The following is a 17,997-nucleotide window of genomic DNA, read 5'->3' as shown; positions in this document are numbered from 1 at the left end:
GACTCGTCGGACGGGGGGGGGGGAAAAGACGGAGGGGGGGGGGGGGGGTTTGGGCCGGGGGGGGGGGGGGGGCGCCTCCCCCCCCCCCCGCCGCCGTCAGCGCCGCGGAGCCGTTACCCGCGTCGACAGCGCCAGGACCCACAGGGGGTACCACCGCGCCTCGCCCAAGGCGCCGCTTCTCGTGGGCCTAGAAGAAGCCGAGCTTCTTCGGGGAGTAGGAGACCAGCATGTTCTTCGTCTGCTGGTAGTGCTCCAGCATCATCTTGTGGGTCTCGCGGCCGATGCCCGACTGCTTGTAGCCGCCGAAGGCGGCGTGGGCCGGGTAGGCGTGGTAGCAGTTCGTCCAGACGCGGCCCGCCTGGATCGCGCGGCCCGCGCGGTACGCCGTGTTGATGTCGCGGGTCCAGACGCCCGCGCCCAGCCCGTACGCCGTGTCGTTGGCGATCCGGACGGCGTCGTCGAAGTCCTGGAACGAGGTCACGGACACCACCGGGCCGAAGATCTCCTCCTGGAAGATCCGCATCCGGTTGTCCCCCTCGAAGATGGTCGGCTCTACGTAGAAGCCGCCCGCGAGTTCACCGTCCTGCTCGATGCGCCGGCCGCCCGTCAGGATCTTCGCGCCCTCCTGCTGGCCGATCTCCACGTACGACAGGACCTTCCGCAACTGCTCCTCCGACGCCTGCGCGCCGATCATCGTGTCCGTGTCCAACGGGTGGCCCGGCACGATCCGTTCGGTACGGGCCACGGCCGCGTCGAGGAAGTCCCCGTACCGGCCCCGCTCGATCAGCGCGCGCGAGGGGCTCGTGCACACCTCGCCCTGGTTCAGGGCGAACATGGTGAACCCCTCCAGCGCCTTGTCGCGCAGGTCGTCGTCGGTGGTCCAGATGTCGTCGAAGAAGAGGTTGGGGCTCTTGCCGCCGAGTTCGAGGGTGACCGGCTTGAGGTGCTCGGCCGCGTACTGCATGATCAGCCGCCCGGTGGAGGTCTCCCCGGTGAACGCGATCTTCGCCACGCGCGGGCTGGACGCCAGCGGCTTGCCCGCCTCCTCGCCGAAGCCGTTGACGATGTTCACCACACCCGGCGGCAGCAGGTCCGCCACCAGGCTCAGCCAGTAGTGGACCGAGGCCGGGGTCTGCTCGGCCGGCTTCAGCACCACCGTGTTCCCGGCCGCCAGCGCCGGAGCCAGCTTCCACACCGCCATCAGGATCGGGAAGTTCCACGGGATGATCTGCCCGACCACGCCCAGCGGCTCGTGGAAGTGGTAGGCGACGGTGTCGTCGTCGAGCTGGCTCAGCGCCCCCTCCTGGGCGCGCAGCGCACCCGCGAAGTACCGGAACTGGTCGATGGCCAGCGGCATGTCGGCGGCGAGGGTCTCCCGGACCGGCTTGCCGTTCTCCCAGGTCTCCGCGACCGCCAGGGCCTCCAGGTTCTGCTCCATCCGGTCCGCGATGCGCAGCAGGATCGTGGACCGCTCGGTGACCGAGGTGCGGCCCCAGGCGGGCGCCGCCGCGTGCGCCGCGTCGAGCGCCCGCTCCACGTCCTCGGCCGTGCCGCGCGCGACCTCCGTGAAGGTCTGGCCGTTGACGGGGGAGGGGTTGGCGAAGTAGCCGCCGAGGGCGGGCTCGACGTACTCGCCGCCGATGAAGTGCCCGTAGCGGGACGCGTACGACATGAGCGCGCCTTCGGTACCGGGCGCAGCGTAACGGGCCATGGTGTCCTCCCCTTGCCGGGCGCCGGCCGCCGTCGGACAGCGCTCGGGGGGAGGCTAGGAGCGGGCAGGTTGCGGATAGGTTGCACGCCGCGGGCCCGCTCCCGGGGGAGGAGCCGGAGTCGGCTCCGGGCGTACGGGGGCGGCGGGCTCGGCGCCGAGTTCCTCGTCGAGGGCCCGTACGCGGGCCAGCGCGGCCGGGCGGCCCTCCGGCGGCAGCGCTGCGGCCAGAGCCCGCCACACCGCCGCGTCGTCCGCGCCCCACGGAGTGCACACCCAGTCGGTCAGCAGCCCCGCGTCCGCCCGGGCGATCACCGCGGCCCGTGCCTGGTCCTCGATCCGGCGCCGCAGCCGGACGATGCCCGGCGCGGTCGAGCCGGGGAGCAGCGGGCCCGCGTAGTGGTGGAGGGCCGCCGAAACGGCGCCGGCCGCCAGGTGGCGGGTCACGAGGGTGAAGTCCGCCTCCAGCGGCGCCGCCGTACGGTACGGGCGCGAGAGCGGGGCGCGGCCCCCCAACACTCCGCGCAGCCGTGACATTTCGGCGCGCAGGGTCACCGGTGACACCGACTCGTCCTCGTACAGCGCGATCGCCAGCTCCTCGCCCGTCAGGCCCGCCGGGTGGTGCGCGAGGAGCGCCATGATCTCGCTGTGCCGCCTCCCCAGGCGGACCCCGGCACCCCCGCCGACCAGCAGCGCCTCGTCCCGGCCGAGGGCGCCGAGGGTGTCCCCGGCGGCCGGCGGGACCGGGTCCAGCAGCGCGAGTTGGGCCTCCGCGGCGCGGGCCACCGCCTGTACGAAGGCGAGGGAGTGCGGATGGGCCAGGCCGTCCCCGCCGGTGATGTCCACCGCGCCGAGCAGCCGGCCCGTCCGGGGATCGCGCACCGGGGCCGCGGCGCACGTCCAGGGGTGGACCCGGCGGCTGAAGTGCTCGGCGCCGAAGACCTGGACCGGCTCCCCGACGGCGACCGCCGTGCCGGGCGCGTTGGTGCCCATCGCCGTCTCCGCCCAGCGGGCGCCCGGCACGAATCCGAGCCCCTCCGCCCGCCGCAGCGTGGCCGACTCGCCCTCCACCCAGAGCAGGCTGCCCCGCGCGTCGCACACCGCCAGCAGATGGGCCCCGTGCGCCGCGAACGCCCCCACGAGATCCCGGAACACCGGCATCACGCGGGCCAGGGGGTGCTGCGCCCGGTACGACCGGAGCTCCGCCTCCGCCAGCTCCACCCGGGGCGTGCACTCCGGGCTGACGCGGGCCCGGGCGCACCGCCGCCAGGAATTCGCGATCACCGCCCGGACCGGAGCCTCGACCCGCCCGTTCTGCGTGAAGGCGGTGTGCGCCCGGCGCAGTACGCGCGTGCGCTCGGCGGGATCGGCCCCGCCCGGCAGCGCCACCGACGGATCGCCCATTCACCCTCCCGTGGTGCCGCGGTACCCGGAGCGCCCCCATCGTCGTGCCGGTACCGGGTCCCGACAAGCGCCGCGTCGGCCACACGGCGCCCGAAAACGCCGCCACGGCGTGGCGGGGCGGTCGCGCACGGTGGCCGCACATGGGCCGGACGGTCGGCCCGTCCCGGCTCCCGGGCCCGGCGACCGGGCCCGGCGCCCGGGCCCGGACGGGGCGGCCCCGACCCGCAGGCGTACGGGGTCTCGCCCGGAGCGTGCGGTCGGGAACGCGTGGTCGCGGCGGTGCGTTGAGGGGGTAGTGGACGACGACAGGTGGAGGTGTCCGCAGATGACCAAGCGCGGCAAGGTCGCGGTTGCCGGAGTCGCGGCAGCCATCGTGTTGTTCTGGACGGTCGGGTTCTGGGCGGGACTGCTGGTCCTGATCGGTGTGCCGGCGGCCGCCTACCTGCTGCTGGACTCCTCCCAGCGCCGTCGCCTGCGGGGCATATCCAGGAAGCAGCTGGGCCGCTGACGCGCGGCAGGGCCTAGTAGTAGTCGCGCATCAGGGTCGTGGCCCACGGGGGCTGGCGGTGTTCGCCGCGCGGGCCGAACTCGGCCATGTACGGCTTCAGGTCCAGGACCGGGGTGCCGTCCACCGCGTCCAGGCCCTCCACGTGCACGTCCAGGCCGTCCACCTTCAGGATCCGGCACCGGGAGACGCCCAGCCGGTTCGGCCTGTTCTTGCCGCGCTGGGCGAAGATGCCGACCAGCGGCCAGTCGGGGTTGCCCCGGGGGTGACGCGCGCCCGTCTCGATCTTCTCCGCCGGGACCCGGTCGAAGTGGTAGACGACCTCCAGGTGCGAGAACTCCGCCAGCCCGTACAGGGCCTCCGGGCCGAAGCGTCCGGCGTCCAGGCGGATCACGGCCGTCTCCCGCCCCCAGTCGTCGTCGACCGCCTCCGCGCGGCCGCCCACCACCACGGCCACCGGCTCCGATTCCACCAGCACAGCGTCTCTCCCTCGGTTCAGGCCGGGCGTACGGCGACGCGGTCCAGCGCCGCGAGCAGCTCCGGCAGCTTCGGCAGGCCGAGATCGGGATCCCCGTCGAGGGGGACCGTGAGGACCTCGCTCGGCTCCTCGTCCAGCAGTACGAAAGCCGTGTCGCCGGTCCGCGCCACCAGCGACCACCCGGGGCCGTCCACCCGCAGCGTCCGCACCCCCTCGCCCGCGAACGAGGACCGGACCCGGCCGGGCGGCGGCGGGCTCTGCGTGTACTCCAGGGCCTCCTGGAGCGCCCGCGCGAGCCCGGGGTGCGCCGCGGCCGCCGCGCCGCCGTCCGTCGCGACCCGCTCGTGCCAGTCGGTCCACTCCCGGGCGATCTGGTCCGCGCCCATCCGCCGCTGTACCGGCCCCCACACCTCGGCGGACGGCGGTGCCAGCGGCACCCGCCCCGTGCCGTCGGCGCCCTGCTCCGGGTCGTGCGGCTCCGGGATGCCCGGCGCCGCCACCGACAGGGCCAGCGGCCAGCCCGCCAGCGAGACCACGATCGACCGCTCGTCGGGCGACAGGTCGTACTCCATGCCGCAGTCCCAGGAGGCGATCGCCATGGCCACGAGCGAGACGTCGTCCACGACGACGGTCCAGCGCGCGCCCTCCTCGTCCTGGCCGAGCACCAGCCCGTATCCCCGCGCCGCCGGCTTCACGCCCAGCAGCGAGCAGGCCTCCGGGAAATCGTCGCCCAGGATGCTCGGAAACTGCGCGGGGGTCAGCAGTACGGCGGTCAGCACATAGAGCGAACCGCCCCCCTCCTCGTCCGTCACGTGGCCTCCCGGTCGCTCTCTCGTCGGCGCACCCTAACCAGCGGGTAACCCCCGCGTCGAGAGCCTGCGGCCGTCGATTTCCAAGCCCGCCACCTGCACGTAGAGTTGACCACCCGCCACAGAAAGGGACACCCGGTGCAGCGTTACGACCGGCTGAGGGAGATCCTCCGTCTTGACCCCGACAAGGACTTCCTCGCCATCTACCGGCTCACCACCACCTACGAGTTCCCCTGGGACTTCACCCGCGCCCTGGAGCTCGCCCTCCTGCGGACGTACGCCGTCCCCAGCATCGGCCGGCTGCTCGCCGAGACCGCCGAGTTCACCGAGCGCCCGCAGAAGCGCTACGACGACACCTCGCTGCTCCTCGACGCCGTCGTGGAGCACGGGTTCGAGAGCGAGACCGCACGCACCGCGATCCGTCGCGTCAACCAGATGCACCGCGCCTACGACATCAGCAACGAGGACATGCGCTACGTCCTGTGCACGTTCGTGGTGATTCCGGTGCGCTGGATGGACGCCTACGGCTGGCGTCCGCTGACCCACCACGAGCGCCGCGCCAGCGCGAACTACTACGCCGAACTCGGCCGACACATGGGCATAAAGGATATTCCGGGCTCCTATGAGGAGTTCGAGGAGACCCTGATCGCGTACGAAGGCGCCCACTTCGGCTGGGACCAGGGCGGCCGTGAGGTCGCCGACTCCACCATCGGCCTGATGGCCTCCTGGTACCCGGCGCCGCTCGCCCCCGCGGCGCGCGCCCTGGCCCTCTCCCTCCTCGACGAGCCACTGCTGGCCGCGTTCCGCTACGAGAGCCCCCGCCCGCAGGTCAAGCGGCTGTTCCGGGGCGCCCTCAAGCTGCGCGGGCGCGCCGTCCGGCTGCTGCCGCCGCGCAAGGTCCCGCACCACGCCCGGCAGAACCCGGAGATCAGGGGCTACCCCCACGGCTATGACGTGGGCGAGCTCGGCACGTTCCCGGTGCCCGGCTCGGGGGGATGCCCCGTACCGCATCCCCGCCGACCGGCCGGGGCCGAGGCTCAGCCCCCGGCGTGATCCGGGGCGCCTCCTCGGGTCCCGGGCCGGGTGCCGACGTACGAAATGTGCCAGGGGAGGGGTGGGTCAGGCGCGGCGCAGCGCGAGCGCCAGGAAGCGGGCGTCCTCGTCGGCGTACGAGGTCATGTCCCAGCCCGAACCGGCCAGCAGCGGGCCCAGGTTGTGTTCGGCCCGCATGTCGTCCGGGGTCAGCGCGCGGCCCTGCCGCGCCGCCAGGGCGGCCCGCCCGATGGGGTGGAACAGGGCGAGCCGGCCGCCGGGCCGGACGGCGCGGGCGAGCTCGCGCAGGTTCGCCTCCGGATCGGGCAGGTGCGCGATGAGCCCGGCGGCGAACACGGCGTCGAGCACCCCGTCGCGCAGCGGCAGCCGGGCCACGTCCGCGAGCAGCAGCGTGCCCTCGGCGTCCCGCCCGGCCCGCCGTGCGGCGGCGAGCATCTGCGGGGTGAGGTCCGCGCCGAGCACCGTGCCGGCCGGGCCGACGGCGGCGCGCAGCGCCGTCAGCGCCCGCCCGGTCCCACAGCCCGCGTCGAGGACGCGGTCCCCGGGGCGCAGGCCGAATTCGGCCACGGCCGCGGTGAACGCGGGCCCGTCCGCCGGGAACTTCCGGTCCCAGTCGGCGGCGCGCGTCCCGAAGAACTCCTGCACGTGCGTGTGGTCTTCGCTCATGTGGACATGATCCCCCATGGGGTTCCGCGCGGTGCGTGTGCAAGGTGGCACGTGGCGTGATCGAAGAAGAACGTAGCTCTGTCATATTCCAGCAGTTCCAGCTGCTTTCGAAATGCGCCCCTTGTTCGCGCCCTCACCCGGACTAGCGTCCCGGGGCCATGGGACACCTCGACCACGCGGCCTATGGCTGGCTGACACCCGTACTGTCATATGTGATGGCATCCATCGGCGCCGCCCTCGGGCTGCGCTGCACCGTCCGCGCGCTCGCCGCGACGACCGGATCCTCCCGCCGCAACTGGCTCCTCACCGCGGCCTCCGCCATCGGCACCGGCATCTGGACGATGCACTTCGTCGCGATGCTCGGCTTCAACGTCACCGGTACCGAGATCCACTACAACGTGCCGCTGACCATGCTCAGCCTCCTCGTCGCCGTGCTCGTCGTCGGCGCCGGGGTGTTCGCCGTCGGCTACGGCAGGGCCCGCGGCCGCGCCCTGGTCCTCGGCGGCCTCACGACCGGCCTGGGCGTCGCCAGCATGCACTACCTCGGGATGGCCGCCCTGCGCTTGCACGGCAGCATCTCGTACGACCCGCTCACGGTCGGGCTCTCGGTCGCCATCGCCGTCGTCGCGGCCACCGCCGCGCTGTGGGCCGCGCTGAACATCAAGGCACCGGTCGCCGTGGCCGTCGCCTCGCTCGTCATGGGCGCAGCCGTCAGCAGCATGCACTACACCGGGATGCTGGCGGTCGCCGTCCACGTCGTCCCCTCGGACCAGGCCCTGCCCGGCGCCACCGCGATGCAGTTCATCTTCCCGCTCGCCGTCGGGCTCGGCTCGTACCTGTTCATCACCTCCGCGTTCGTCGCGCTCTCCCCGACCGCCGACGAGCGCGCCGCCTCCGCGTGGGCCGCCCGCCACCTGGCCGGGCAGGCATCCGCATCGGCACCCGCCCCGGCACCGGCTCCGGCGGCGTCCGCGGTGCCGCCCGCTGCGGCCCGCTGATCCGCCGGCCCGTCGATCTGCCGATCTGCCGATCTACCGATCCATCGACTCGCGGATCCGCCGACCTGTCCCGAACCACCCCGCTGGACCGCACCCGGAACGAGGAGCCCATGCGCACACCCCGCAGACCACCGGCAGCGGCGCCGCAGCTGCCCGCGCCCCCGGCGCGCGGCCGCCGGGCGCACGCCGGACCGCCCGCCGAGGAACCGGCGGCGCCGGAGGAGGGGCGGCCCGGCGGACCCGGCCCGGCGACGGCGGCCGCCGCCGACGGCGGGACCCGCCGGCCGGGGCTGCGGCCGAGGCTGCGCCCCGCCTCCGTCCGCGCGAAGATCGTGTCCCTCCTGATGGTCCCGGTCGTCTCGCTCCTCGCCCTCTGGGGCTTCGCGACCGTCAGCACCGCCCAGGACATCGCCCGGCTCACCCGCGCCCAGCGGGTCGACGAGCAGATACGCACCCCCGTCGCGGCCGCCGTCACCGAGCTCCAGGCCGAACGGCGCGCCGCCGTCCGCTATCTGGCCGACCCCGCCTCCGACCAAGGCTCCGCGCTCGAACAGCAGGCGCGGCGCACCGACGCCGCCGTCCGGCGGCTCCGGCTCGGCGACCGGCACACCGTCGCCGAGTCCGGGGACCACCGCAGCGACGTCGTGGTCCGCGTCGGCGCCTTCGTGGCCGCGGCGGAGGGACTCGGCGCCACCCGCAAGGACGTCACGGACCGGCGGGCGACCCAGGACGCGGCGTACGAGACCTACACGCGCGTGGTCGACAGCGCCCTCGCCGTCGACGGCTCCCTCACCGGCGGCGCGGAGGCCGAACTCGGCCCCGATGCACGCGTCCTGCTCGAATTCGACCGCGCCGGGGAGCTCCTCTCCCGCGAGGACGCGCTGATCGCCGCGCCCGGACCGCGCACCGCCGAAACGCTTCGGCGCCTCACCGGCGTCATCGAGACCCGCCGTACCCTCACCGCGGGCAGCGCCGACGACCTGCCGGCCGCCCAGCAGGCCGCCTGGCAGTCCGTCGCGAAGAGCGCCGCCTACGCCGAGCTGACCGCTGCCGAGGACCGGGTGCTAGCGGCCGGGGCGGCCACTGGATCCCCCGCCGGATCCGCCGCCGGATCCGCCACTGGGTCCGCCACCGGACCGGCCAAAGACACGGCCCGCGGCGCACCCGCCGGCTGGGACGCCGCCTACACGGGCATCAGCACCTCGATGCGCGAGATCGGCGCCGCCGCACACGCCGGAGCCGTCGACCGCACCGACCCCCTCGCGCAGGGCGGCCTCAGCCCGGCCGGAGCCGCCGTCCTGCTGGGCCTCGCCGCGGTCGCCGCCTCCCTCGTCATCTCGGTGCGCATCGGCCGGGCCCTCGTCGTGGAGCTCGTCTCGCTGCGCAACACCGCCCTGGAGATCGCCCACCGCAAGCTCCCGCACGCCATGGACCGGCTGCGGGCCGGCCGGGACATCGACGTCGAGGCCGAGACCCCGCCACCGCCGCCCGCCGACGACGAGATCACCCAGGTCGGCGAGGCCCTCGCCACCGTCCACCGGGCGGCCCTCAGTGCCGCCGTCGAGCGTGCCGAGCTCGCCAGCGGCGTGAGCGGCGTCTTCGTCAACCTCGCCCGCCGCAGCCAGGTCCTGGTGCACAAGCAGCTCACCCTGCTCGACTCGATGGAGCGGCGCGCCGACGACCCCGGCGAACTCGGCGACCTCTTCCGCCTCGACCACCTCACGACACGGATGCGCCGGCACGCCGAGAGCCTGATCATCCTGTCCGGGGCCGCCCCGGGGCGGGCCTGGCGGATGCCGGTCCCGCTGACGAACGTCGTACGGGCCGCAGTCTCCGAGATCGAGGACTATCCGCGCGTCGAGGTCAGCCGGCTGGCCGAGGCCGCCGTACTCGGCGGCGCGGTCGCCGACCTCACGCACCTGCTCGCCGAACTCATCGAGAACGCCACCCAGTTCTCCCCGCCCCACACCAAGGTCCGCGTCAGCGGCGAGCCCGTCGGCGCCGGATACGTCCTGGAGGTCGAGGACCGCGGACTCGGCATGGGCCGCGAGTCCCTCCACGAGGCCAACCGGCGCATCGAGCAGTCCGAGGCCCTCGACCTCTTCGACAGCGACCGCCTCGGCCTCTTCGTCGTCAGCCGGCTCTCGGCCCGCCACGGTGTGCGGGTGCACCTGCGCACGTCGCCGTACGGGGGCACGACCGCCGTGGTGCTCCTGCCGAACTCCCTGCTCCAGGGTGCGATCGAGACCGGCTCCATGCCGGCGAAGGCCCCGAACCCGGCTCCGGCCCCGGCTCCGGCCCCGGCCCCGGCTCCGGCCCCGGCCCCGGCTCCGGAGGAGCTCTTCGAGCCCCCGGTGGAACCGCGGGAGCCGGAGCCGGCGCCGGCGCCGACGCCGCCCGCGATGACCGTCGTACGGGAGGACGCGCGCCGTTCGGCGGTACGGGAGGAACCGCGCGGCATCCCGGCGCCGGAGCGGAGCCCCGTACGGGAGGAGCAGCCGCACCCGGCGCCGGTGGCCCCCCTGCGGGCGCGGGGTCCCGCGGGCGCGGCGGTCACCGAACTGCCGCGCCGCGTACGCCAGGCCAGCCTGGTGCCGCAGCTGCGCGAGGCCCCCGTCCCGAAGGCCCCGGCCGGGGTGGGCCTGCCCGAGGACCCGCCCGGACGCAGCCCGGAAGAGGCGCGGGACCGGATGGCGTCCTACCGGGCCGGCTGGGTCCGCGGCGCCCAGGAGACCGGCCCCCACGAGAGCGGCGCCCACGCAGGCAGCGAAGGAGAAGTGTGATGATCGAGCACCAGAGATTCAATCCCGACGGAATCCGCAGGTCAGGCGAACTGGACTGGCTGCTGGACGATCTGGTGGTCCGGGTCCGCGAGGTCCGGCACGCCGTGGTCCTGTCCAACGATGGTCTGGCGGTGGGCGCGTCCAGCGCGCTCAGCCGGGAGGACGCCGAGCACCTGGCCGCCGTTGCCTCCGGCTTCCACAGTCTCGCGAAGGGCGCGGGCCGGCACTTCCACGCCGGGGGCGTGCGCCAGACGATGGTGGAGATGGACGAGGGGTTCCTCTTCGTCGCGGCCGCCGGGGACGGCTCCTGTCTGGCCGTGCTGAGCGCGGGGAGCGCCGACATCGGGCTGATCGCGTACGAGATGGCCCGGCTCGTGAAGCGGGTCGGGGAGCACCTGTACACCCCGCCCCGGTTCGCTGCGCGGCCGCCGGCCGCGGGCTGAGAGCGGCGGTCCGGTACATGAACGGCCAGTGGTACGACGCCGACGCGGGCCCGCTCGTCCGTCCGTACGCCATGACGGGCGGGCGTACGAAGCCGGGACCCCACGGGGTCCGGTTCGACCTGATCGCGCTGGTGGTCGTGGACGGCGAGGGCGGGGACGCGGCGGCCGAGTCGCTGCTCGGCCCCGAACACCGGGCGCTGCTCGGGCTCTGCCGGTCAGAGACGCAGTCGGTGGCGGAGCTCGCCGCGGACGCGGACCTGCCGGTGGGCGTGGTGCGGGTGCTGCTCGGGGACCTGTTGGAGGGCGGGCACGTCAAGGTGAGCCGGCCGGTGCCACCGGCCCGTCTGCCGGACGAGCGGATTCTGCGTGAAGTCATCGAGGGATTGCGAGCGCTGTGATGGGACAACACCACGACGGAACCGGCGGACGGGGCTCGGCGCCCGACCCGGAGACGGACCTCGATCCGGGTGCGGACCCCGAGGCCGACGGGGAACTGGCGGCGCTCGCGCTGAAGATACTCGTGGCGGGCGGGTTCGGGGTCGGCAAGACGACGCTGGTCGGCGCGGTGAGCGAGATCCGGCCGCTGCGGACGGAGGAACTCCTCAGCGAGGCGGGCGAACTGGTCGACGACACGGGCGGGGTCGCCCAGAAGACGACCACGACCGTGGCCATGGACTTCGGGCGGATCACCATCCGGTCCGGGCTGTCGCTCTACCTGTTCGGGACGCCGGGGCAGGACCGGTTCTGGTTCCTGTGGGACGAACTGTCCCAGGGGGCGCTCGGCGCGGTGGTGCTCGCGGACACGCGCCGGCTGGAGGACTGCTTCCCGGCGGTGGACTACTTCGAGCACCGGCGCATCCCGTTCGTGGTGGCCGTCAACTGCTTCACGGACGCGCGGCGGTACGGGGCGCACGAGGTGGCGCGTGCACTGGACCTGGAGACGGGGACTCCGGTGGTGCTGTGTGACGCGCGGGACAAGGACTCGGGGAAGGAAGTGCTGATCAGGCTGGTCGAGTACGCCGGGCGGGTGCACACCGCCCGGCTGCTGGACTCGGTGGAACCGCAGGCCGATTCCGTGTGAGGGGCGGGCCGGCGGCGGGGGAGGGGGTGCGCGCGTCAGTGGGTGATGCCGTCGACGGAGATCACCTTGTCGATGGGGACGCGGACGAGGAGTTCGCCGGGGACGGCATTGCGGCGGCCGTAGGCCCCGGCGCGTTCCTCACCCATGTAGCGGGCGGCGATACGCGTCGCCCAGGGGAGCATCTCGTCCAGGTCCTCGCCGATCTCGGCGCGCCCCTGGAGGACGACGTAGGAGTACGGCGGACGGTCGTCGTCCACGCAGAGCGCGACCCGGCCGTCGCGCACCAGGTTGCGCCCCTTCACCGTGTCCTTGCCGGTGTTGAACACGAAGGCATCTCCGTCGAGGACGAACCAGACGGGTGCGACGTGTGGGCTGCCGTCCTCGCGGACGGTGGACAGCTTGCCGGTGCGGGTCCCGTGCGAGACGAATGCCCGCCATTCCTCTTGAGTCATCTTCTTCGCCATGGGGACATCCTCCTTGCCCGAAAGGCACTGGTGGGGAAGGCTGGCGGCATTTACTACGAGGGGTGGGGCGCGGCCATGCCGGCGGCGTCAACGGGGAGGGGCTCGAAATGGCACTGGACAAGCAACTCGACTGGCTGCTCGACGATCTGACGCGCAGGGTCCAGCAGGTCAGGCATGCGGTGGTGCTCTCCAACGACGGCCTGGTGACGGGCGCGAGCGCGGGTCTGGCCCGGGAGGACGCGGAGCATCTGGCGGCGGTGGCGGCGGGGTTGCAGAGTCTGGCCAAGGGGTCGGGCCGGCATTTCCGGGCGGGCGAGGTACGGCAGACGATGGTCGAGTACGACGACGGCGCCCTGTTCGTCATGGCGGCGGGTGCGGGGAGTTCGCTGTGCGTGCTGAGCGCCGCCGAGGCCGACATCGGCCAGGTCGCGTACGAGATGACGCTGCTGGTCAACCGGGTGGGGGAGCACCTGGGAGTGGCGGAGCGGCGGGTCACCGGGGGCTGAGCCTTCCGGGTTGGCGGACCGGCGGACCGGCGGACCGGCCGACCGGTGGATCGTCAGGTTGCCAGGGTGCCGGGGTGGGTTCCTGGAGTTATCCACAGGCCTCGCGGGGTGTCGTAGCACTGGGTTACGGTCTTCACGCAGAGTAATCATCTCGTGTGGGGGAGGCCGTCATGGAGGGCGCGACGCAGGTCTTGTCGGAGGTGCGGGGGTGGGCCCTGCCGGTGGTACGGGCGGTCCTGCCCTCGGGGGTGGTACGGGCGGACTTACTGCCGGATGCGGCGGTGGGCGGAGCCCGGGCGGCCGGTGAACTGAGGCTGACCCGGACCGAGTTCGCGCGGGCCGTCCAGCTGGGCATCGTACGGGCCGGGCCGCCGGCGCTGGGCGGGGCCGCGCGCTACACGCGGGCCGAGCTGGAGCGGATCCGGTCGGCCGAAGGGTTTCCGGACGCATTGCGCGAGCGCGTCGAGACCGTGGCCGGAGCCGAGGCCGCCGGCGTGGTGCTGGGTGTCAGTCCGGGCCGGTTCACCCGGCTCGCGCGCTGCGGGCACATCACCCCGGTCGGCTACCGGATCAACCGTTACCGGGTGGTGGTGTGGCTCTATCTGGTCGCGGAGCTACGGGAGTTCGCCGACCGGGAGCCGGGGATGCTGCGCGGGAGCGCGCCCCCGGCCGACCGGGAGCTGCTGGCCGCCAAGGCGGATCTGCGGCCGCGGAAGTGGCGCGGACGGCATGTGGGGCTGCTGCTGAGACGAACCGCCGACCCCTGGGAGCGGGCCGCCGTGCTCGCCTCCGTCCTCCCGGAGGAGGAACTGCGGGAGGCCGTGCCCGATCCCGCGGAGCGGCTCGTGCTGGCCGCGCTCGCCCCGCCCCCGCCGTACGGACACCCGCAGATCCCGGCCGCGGCGGCCGTGGCCCTCCGGCTGCTGCGGGCGCAGCCGCCGGACGAGGTCCACTGGTACCGCACCAGCCTGGACTTCGCGCTGACCGGGGCCCGCGGTCAGTCGAAGTCGACGGGGGACAGGGGGCCGACGTAGACCCAGGCCCCGGCCTCCCGGGTGAAGGCGCTGTGCTCGTGCAGGGAACCGGCGTGCCGGCCCTCGCGGTAGTGCGCCCGGAACTCCACCGAACCCTCCGTCTCGAACATCCCGCCGCGCTCGGTGGCGAGGATCTCCAGGCGCTCCCAGCGCTGGCCGGGGTCCAGGTCGAGCCGGCTGGGCCGGGTGCTCGGATGCCAGGAGCGCAGCAGGTAGGCGGTGTTGCCGACGGCGAACGCGCTGAACCGGGAGCGCATCAGGAGCTCGGCGGTGGGCGCCTGCTGCGCACCGGAGTGGAAGCGGCCGCAGCACTCCGGGTAGGCGGCGGGCAGCCCGCAGGGGCAGGGGAGGGCCGGGGTGGGCATGGGGCGCGCTCAGCTCTTCGTGGACGGGACGGGCTGCCGGACCGGCGGAGTCCTGCGGACTGCCGGAAGGCGGTGGGCTACTGGGGTGACACGGGCGGCTTGGCCGCGTTCTCGGCGTACGGGCGGAAGAGGCCTTCCTGGACCACGGAGACCAGCAGCCTGCCCTCCAGGTCGTAGATGCGGCCACGGGCCAGGCCCCGGCCGCCGTGCGCGATGGGCGACTCCTGGTCGTACAGGAACCACTCGTCGGCGCGGAACGGCCGGTGGAACCACATGGCGTGGTCCAGGGACGCCATGTCGAAACCGCGCATGCCCCACAGGGGCTCCACGGGGATGCGCACGGCATCGAGGAGGGTCATGTCACTGGCGTAGGTGAGGGCGCAGGTGTGCACCAGCGGGTCGTCGCCCAGCGGGCCGACGGCGCGCATCCACACCGCGCTGCGCGGATCGGCGTCCTTGAGCTCCTCCGGAGTCCAGCGGAGCCGGTCGGTGTACCGGATGTCGAACGGCTGGCGGCGGGCCATCCGCTCCAGCGCCTCGGGCAGCGCGCCCAGGTGTTCGCGGATCTCGTCCGCGACCTTCGGGAGCGCGTCCGGGTGGGGGAAGTCGAGTCGGGGAGGCAGCTGGTGCTCGATGCTGCCCTCCTCCGGATGGTGGAAGGAGGCGGTGAGATTGAAGATCGTCTTGCCCTGCTGGACCGCGGTGACGCGCCGCGTGGTGAAGGACCGCCCGTCGCGCACCCGCTCCACCTGGTACACGATCGGCACCCCGGGGATGCCGGGGCGCAGGAAGTACGCGTGCAGCGAGTGGACCGGGCGGTCGCTCTCGGTGGTGCGGCCGGCAGCCACCAGGGCCTGGCCGGCGACCTGCCCGCCGAAGACCCGCTGGAGGGATTCCTGCGGGCTGGCGCCGCGGAAGATGTTGACCTCGATCTGCTCCAGGTCGAGCAGATCGACGAGTCTCTCGGCGGGATTCGTCATCAGAGGTTCTCCCCTGTCGGGTCTGGGCGGAGCCGGTGGGAAACCGGCGTCGGCGGGGCCGGTCGCTTGCGGGTGGGGGTCCCCCCGGACGGAGTCCAGGGGGAGGTCAGAGCGCGCCGAGCTCACCGACCGAGGTCAGCCGGATGATCGCACGGCCTTCCTCGTCGGAGGCCGCGAGGTCGACCTCGGCGCTGATGCCCCAGCCATGGTCCCCGTTCGGGTCCGCGAAGGTCTGGCGGACGCGCCACAGGCCGTGCGCCGGGTCCTCCTCGATCTGGAGCAGCTTCGGGCCGCGGGCGTCGGGGCCGGTTCCCAGGTCGTCGTACTCGTCCCAGTACGCGTCCATGGCCTCGCCCCAGGCGTCGGCGTCCCAGCCGGACTCGGCGTCCAGCTCGCCCAGCTGGTCGACGTGGTCCAGGGCGGCCAGCTCCACCCGGCGGAACATGGCGTTGCGGACCAGGACGCGGAAGGCGCGGGCGTTCGCCGTGACCGGCTTGACCTGGTCGGCCTTCTCCTGGGCCTGCTCCGCCGTCTCCACCTCCGGGTTCGCCAGCTGCTCCCACTCGTCGAGCAGGCTGGAGTCGACCTGGCGGACGAGCTCGCCCAGCCAGGCGATGAGGTCCTGGAGGTCCTCGGACTTGAGGTCGTCGGGGATGGTGTGGTCCAGCGCCTTGTACGCGCTCGCCAGGTAGCGCAGCACGATGCCCTCGGTGCGGGCGAGTTCGTAGAAGGAGGTGAACTCGGTGAAGGTCATCGCGCGCTCGTACATGTCGCGGATGATCGACTTCGGGGAGACCGGGTGGTCGCCGACCCACGGGTGGCTCTTTCGGTACACGTCGTAGGCGTGGAAGAGGAGCTCTTCGAGCGGCTTGGGATAGCTGACGTCCTGCAGACGCTCCATCCGCTCCTCGTACTCGATCCCGTCGGCCTTCATCGCGCCCACGGCGATGCCGCGCTCCTTGTTCTGCTGCGCGGCCAGGATCTGGCGCGGGTCGTCCAGGGTGGACTCGACCACGGAGACCATGTCCAGCGCGTAGGAGGGGGAGTCCGGGTCCAGCAGCTCGAAGGAGGCCAGCGCGAAGGTGGACAGCGGCTGGTTGAGCGCGAAGTCCTGCTGGAGGTCGACGGTGAGCCGGATGGTGCGGCCCTCCGCGTCCGGGGTGTCGAGCTTCTCGACGACGCCTCCGTCCAGCAGCGAGCGGTAGATCGCGATGGCCCGGCGGATGTGCCGCAGCTGCGCCTTGCGAGGCTCGTGGTTGTCCTCCAGGAGGTGGCGCATCGCCTGGAAGGCGTCGCCCGGACGGGCGATGACCGACAGCAGCATGATGTTGGTGACCTTGAACCGGGAGGTGAGCGGCTCCGGGTCGGCGGCGATGAGCTTCTCGAAGGTGGTGTCCGACCAGGCGACGAAGCCCTCGGGAGCCTTCTTGCGCACCACCTTGCGGCGCTTCTTCGGGTCGTCACCGGCCTTCGCGAGGGCCTTCTCGTTCTCGATGACGTGCTCGGGCGCCTGGGCGACCACGTAGCCGGCCGTGTCGAAGCCGGCCCGGCCCGCGCGGCCGGCGATCTGGTGGAACTCGCGGGCGCGCAGCGTGCGGACCCGGTTGCCGTCGTACTTGGTGAGCGCGGTGAACAGCACCGTGCGGATGGGGACGTTGACGCCGACACCGAGGGTGTCGGTACCGCAGATCACCTTCAGCAGGCCGGCCTGGGCCAGCTTCTCGACCAGACGCCGGTACTTGGGCAGCATGCCGGCGTGGTGGACGCCGATGCCGTGCCGGACGTAGCGGGAGAGGTTCTGGCCGAACTTGGTGGTGAAGCGGAAGTTGCCGATCAGATCGGCGATCTTGTCCTTCTCCTCGCGGGTGCACATGTTGATGCTCATCAGCGACTGCGCCCGCTCGACCGCCTGGGCCTGCGTGAAGTGCACGATGTACACCGGGGCCTGCCGGGTCTCCAGCAGCTCGGTGATCGTGTCGGTGATCGGCGTCGTGACGTACTCGTACGACAGCGGCACGGGCCGGGTCGCGGAGCGGACCACCGAGGTCGGCCGGCCGGTGCGCCGGGTCAGGTCCTCCTCGAACCGCTTCATGTCGCCGAGCGTCGCCGACATCAGGACGAACTGTGCCTGCGGGAGCTCCAGCAGGGGGATCTGCCAGGCCCAGCCGCGGTCAGGCTCGGCATAGAAGTGGAACTCGTCCATGACGACCTGGCCGATGTCGGCGTACTTGCCGTCGCGCAGGGCGATGGACGCCAGTACCTCGGCGGTGCAGCAGATCACCGGGGCGTCCGCGTTCACGGAGGCGTCGCCGGTCAGCATGCCGACGTTCTCGGTGCCGAAGAGCTTGCACAGGTCGAAGAACTTCTCCGACACCAGCGCCTTGATCGGGGCGGTGTAGAAGGTCACCTTGTCCTGGGCGAGGGCGGTGAAGTGCGCGCCCGCCGCGACGAGGCTCTTGCCGGAGCCGGTCGGCGTGGACAAGATCACGTTCGCCCCGGAGACGACCTCGATCAGTGCCTCCTCCTGAGCCGGGTACAGGGTGATGCCCTGATCCTCCGCCCACGAGGAGAAAGCCTCGAAGAGGGCGTCGGGGTCGGCGTTCGGCGGGAGCTGATCAATGAGGGTCACACCCCCCATCTTGCCTGGCTTCCCGCCGGAAAAGGGAACCGGCGGACGGATCGAAGATCACCGCCGGTACGCTGTGCCGTTGACCGGGCCC

18 protein-coding genes are annotated in these 17,997 nt (G+C 73.1%); 9 read left to right on the top strand and 9 right to left on the bottom strand.

Annotated features, from left to right (window positions below):
• Nucleotides 1-187: 187 nt before the first annotated feature.
• Both ADK52_RS13325 and ADK52_RS13320 read right to left on the bottom strand, forming a co-directional pair.
• Nucleotides 188-1,711: an aldehyde dehydrogenase family protein gene (locus ADK52_RS13325; protein WP_053689987.1), complete on the bottom strand. Its 1,524-nt coding sequence runs from the start codon at nt 1,709-1,711 to the stop codon at nt 188-190.
• A 54-nt stretch (nt 1,712-1,765) separates the two neighbouring features.
• On the bottom strand, nt 1,766-3,112 hold the full coding sequence (locus ADK52_RS13320) for a GAF domain-containing protein (RefSeq protein WP_078988290.1): 1,347 nt from the start codon (nt 3,110-3,112) through the stop codon (nt 1,766-1,768).
• 325 nt (nt 3,113-3,437) lie between these two features.
• Between ADK52_RS13320 and ADK52_RS13315 the strand changes: the two genes are divergently transcribed.
• Nucleotides 3,438-3,620, top strand: coding sequence for a hypothetical protein (locus ADK52_RS13315; RefSeq protein ID WP_053689986.1), 183 nt, complete (start codon nt 3,438-3,440; stop codon nt 3,618-3,620).
• A gap of 13 nt (nt 3,621-3,633) precedes the next feature.
• Here the strand turns inward: ADK52_RS13315 and ADK52_RS13310 are convergent, their stop codons facing one another.
• Nucleotides 3,634-4,089 (bottom strand): SAM-dependent methyltransferase, encoded by a 456-nt coding sequence (locus ADK52_RS13310; protein ID WP_053690025.1) that lies wholly within the window; start codon nt 4,087-4,089, stop codon nt 3,634-3,636.
• A gap of 23 nt (nt 4,090-4,112) precedes the next feature.
• Nucleotides 4,113-4,907 carry a hypothetical protein gene (locus ADK52_RS13305; RefSeq protein WP_053689985.1) on the bottom strand — a complete coding sequence of 265 codons (795 nt, stop codon included), beginning with the start codon at nt 4,905-4,907 and terminating at the stop codon, nt 4,113-4,115.
• A 135-nt stretch (nt 4,908-5,042) separates the two neighbouring features.
• On the opposite strand from ADK52_RS13305, the gene ADK52_RS13300 reads away from it, so the two are divergent.
• Nucleotides 5,043-5,957, top strand: coding sequence for an oxygenase MpaB family protein (locus ADK52_RS13300; RefSeq protein WP_053689984.1), 915 nt, complete (start codon nt 5,043-5,045; stop codon nt 5,955-5,957).
• A 66-nt stretch (nt 5,958-6,023) separates the two neighbouring features.
• Here ADK52_RS13300 and ADK52_RS13295 read toward each other — a convergent pair whose 3' ends face one another.
• Entirely contained in the window at nt 6,024-6,623 is a 600-nt protein-coding gene (locus tag ADK52_RS13295) for a class I SAM-dependent methyltransferase (RefSeq protein WP_053689983.1), read from the bottom strand.
• A 158-nt stretch (nt 6,624-6,781) separates the two neighbouring features.
• On the opposite strand from ADK52_RS13295, the gene ADK52_RS13290 reads away from it, so the two are divergent.
• The 5 genes from ADK52_RS13290 to ADK52_RS13270 all read left to right on the top strand — a co-directional run bounded on the left by ADK52_RS13290 (nt 6,782) and on the right by ADK52_RS13270 (nt 11,928).
• Entirely contained in the window at nt 6,782-7,621 is an 840-nt protein-coding gene (locus ADK52_RS13290) for an MHYT domain-containing protein (protein WP_053689982.1), read from the top strand.
• A 110-nt stretch (nt 7,622-7,731) separates the two neighbouring features.
• Nucleotides 7,732-10,404 carry an ATP-binding protein gene (locus tag ADK52_RS13285; protein WP_053690024.1) on the top strand — a complete coding sequence of 891 codons (2,673 nt, stop codon included), beginning with the start codon at nt 7,732-7,734 and terminating at the stop codon, nt 10,402-10,404.
• Nucleotides 10,404-10,847, top strand: a complete 444-nt coding sequence (locus ADK52_RS13280) for a roadblock/LC7 domain-containing protein (protein ID WP_053689981.1) — start codon at nt 10,404-10,406, stop codon at nt 10,845-10,847. The genes ADK52_RS13285 and ADK52_RS13280 overlap by 1 nt, the downstream gene beginning before the upstream one ends.
• A 17-nt stretch (nt 10,848-10,864) precedes the next feature.
• Nucleotides 10,865-11,245 (top strand): DUF742 domain-containing protein, encoded by a 381-nt coding sequence (locus tag ADK52_RS13275; RefSeq protein WP_030158072.1) that lies wholly within the window; start codon nt 10,865-10,867, stop codon nt 11,243-11,245.
• Nucleotides 11,245-11,928, top strand: coding sequence for a GTP-binding protein (locus tag ADK52_RS13270; RefSeq protein ID WP_234343707.1), 684 nt, complete (start codon nt 11,245-11,247; stop codon nt 11,926-11,928). Before ADK52_RS13275 ends, ADK52_RS13270 begins: the two co-directional genes overlap by 1 nt.
• 35 nt (nt 11,929-11,963) lie before the next feature.
• Here the strand turns inward: ADK52_RS13270 and ADK52_RS13265 are convergent, their stop codons facing one another.
• Nucleotides 11,964-12,392 (bottom strand): PPOX class F420-dependent oxidoreductase, encoded by a 429-nt coding sequence (locus ADK52_RS13265; RefSeq protein ID WP_053689980.1) that lies wholly within the window; start codon nt 12,390-12,392, stop codon nt 11,964-11,966.
• Nucleotides 12,393-12,499: 107 nt separating this feature from the next.
• On the opposite strand from ADK52_RS13265, the gene ADK52_RS13260 reads away from it, so the two are divergent.
• Nucleotides 12,500-12,898: a roadblock/LC7 domain-containing protein gene (locus tag ADK52_RS13260; protein WP_053690022.1), complete on the top strand. Its 399-nt coding sequence runs from the start codon at nt 12,500-12,502 to the stop codon at nt 12,896-12,898.
• A gap of 170 nt (nt 12,899-13,068) precedes the next feature.
• Complete coding sequence (locus ADK52_RS13255) at nt 13,069-13,932, top strand: DUF6397 family protein (protein WP_053689979.1); 864 nt, start codon at nt 13,069-13,071, stop codon at nt 13,930-13,932.
• Here the strand turns inward: ADK52_RS13255 and ADK52_RS13250 are convergent.
• The 3 genes from ADK52_RS13250 to ADK52_RS13240 all read right to left on the bottom strand — a co-directional run bounded on the left by ADK52_RS13250 (nt 13,896) and on the right by ADK52_RS13240 (nt 17,906).
• On the bottom strand, nt 13,896-14,297 hold the full coding sequence (locus tag ADK52_RS13250) for a YchJ family protein (protein WP_053689978.1): 402 nt from the start codon (nt 14,295-14,297) through the stop codon (nt 13,896-13,898). The two genes, ADK52_RS13255 and ADK52_RS13250, sit on opposite strands and share 37 nt — an antisense overlap.
• 77 nt (nt 14,298-14,374) lie before the next feature.
• Nucleotides 14,375-15,277 carry an acyl-CoA thioesterase gene (locus ADK52_RS13245; protein WP_053689977.1) on the bottom strand — a complete coding sequence of 301 codons (903 nt, stop codon included), beginning with the start codon at nt 15,275-15,277 and terminating at the stop codon, nt 14,375-14,377.
• Nucleotides 15,278-15,383: 106 nt separating this feature from the next.
• Entirely contained in the window at nt 15,384-17,906 is a 2,523-nt protein-coding gene (locus ADK52_RS13240; RefSeq protein WP_053689976.1) for a DEAD/DEAH box helicase, read from the bottom strand.
• Between the last annotated feature and the right edge of the window lie 91 nt (nt 17,907-17,997).

The sequence above is a fragment of the Streptomyces sp. WM6372 genome, assembly GCF_001279655.1.
Lineage (GTDB): Bacteria > Actinomycetota > Actinomycetes > Streptomycetales > Streptomycetaceae > Streptomyces.
This window is presented reverse-complemented; position numbering and strand designations above follow the sequence as displayed.

Excerpts from the sequence above, each read along its gene's own strand:
- ADK52_RS13325 (WP_053689987.1), bottom strand. The coding sequence starts at position 1,711 with ATGGCCCGTTACGCTGCGCCCGGTACCGAAGGCGCGCTCATGTCGTAC.
- ADK52_RS13320 (WP_078988290.1), bottom strand. The coding sequence starts at position 3,112 with ATGGGCGATCCGTCGGTGGCGCTGCCGGGCGGGGCCGATCCCGCCGAG.
- ADK52_RS13315 (WP_053689986.1), top strand. The coding sequence starts at position 3,438 with ATGACCAAGCGCGGCAAGGTCGCGGTTGCCGGAGTCGCGGCAGCCATC.
- ADK52_RS13295 (WP_053689983.1), bottom strand. The coding sequence starts at position 6,623 with ATGAGCGAAGACCACACGCACGTGCAGGAGTTCTTCGGGACGCGCGCC.
- ADK52_RS13290 (WP_053689982.1), top strand. The coding sequence starts at position 6,782 with ATGGGACACCTCGACCACGCGGCCTATGGCTGGCTGACACCCGTACTG.
- ADK52_RS13285 (WP_053690024.1), top strand. The coding sequence starts at position 7,732 with ATGCGCACACCCCGCAGACCACCGGCAGCGGCGCCGCAGCTGCCCGCG.
- ADK52_RS13280 (WP_053689981.1), top strand. The coding sequence starts at position 10,404 with ATGATCGAGCACCAGAGATTCAATCCCGACGGAATCCGCAGGTCAGGC.
- ADK52_RS13275 (WP_030158072.1), top strand. The coding sequence starts at position 10,865 with ATGAACGGCCAGTGGTACGACGCCGACGCGGGCCCGCTCGTCCGTCCG.
- ADK52_RS13270 (WP_234343707.1), top strand. The coding sequence starts at position 11,245 with ATGGGACAACACCACGACGGAACCGGCGGACGGGGCTCGGCGCCCGAC.
- ADK52_RS13265 (WP_053689980.1), bottom strand. The coding sequence starts at position 12,392 with ATGGCGAAGAAGATGACTCAAGAGGAATGGCGGGCATTCGTCTCGCAC.
- ADK52_RS13260 (WP_053690022.1), top strand. The coding sequence starts at position 12,500 with ATGGCACTGGACAAGCAACTCGACTGGCTGCTCGACGATCTGACGCGC.
- ADK52_RS13255 (WP_053689979.1), top strand. The coding sequence starts at position 13,069 with ATGGAGGGCGCGACGCAGGTCTTGTCGGAGGTGCGGGGGTGGGCCCTG.
- ADK52_RS13250 (WP_053689978.1), bottom strand. The coding sequence starts at position 14,297 with ATGCCCACCCCGGCCCTCCCCTGCCCCTGCGGGCTGCCCGCCGCCTAC.
- ADK52_RS13245 (WP_053689977.1), bottom strand. The coding sequence starts at position 15,277 with ATGACGAATCCCGCCGAGAGACTCGTCGATCTGCTCGACCTGGAGCAG.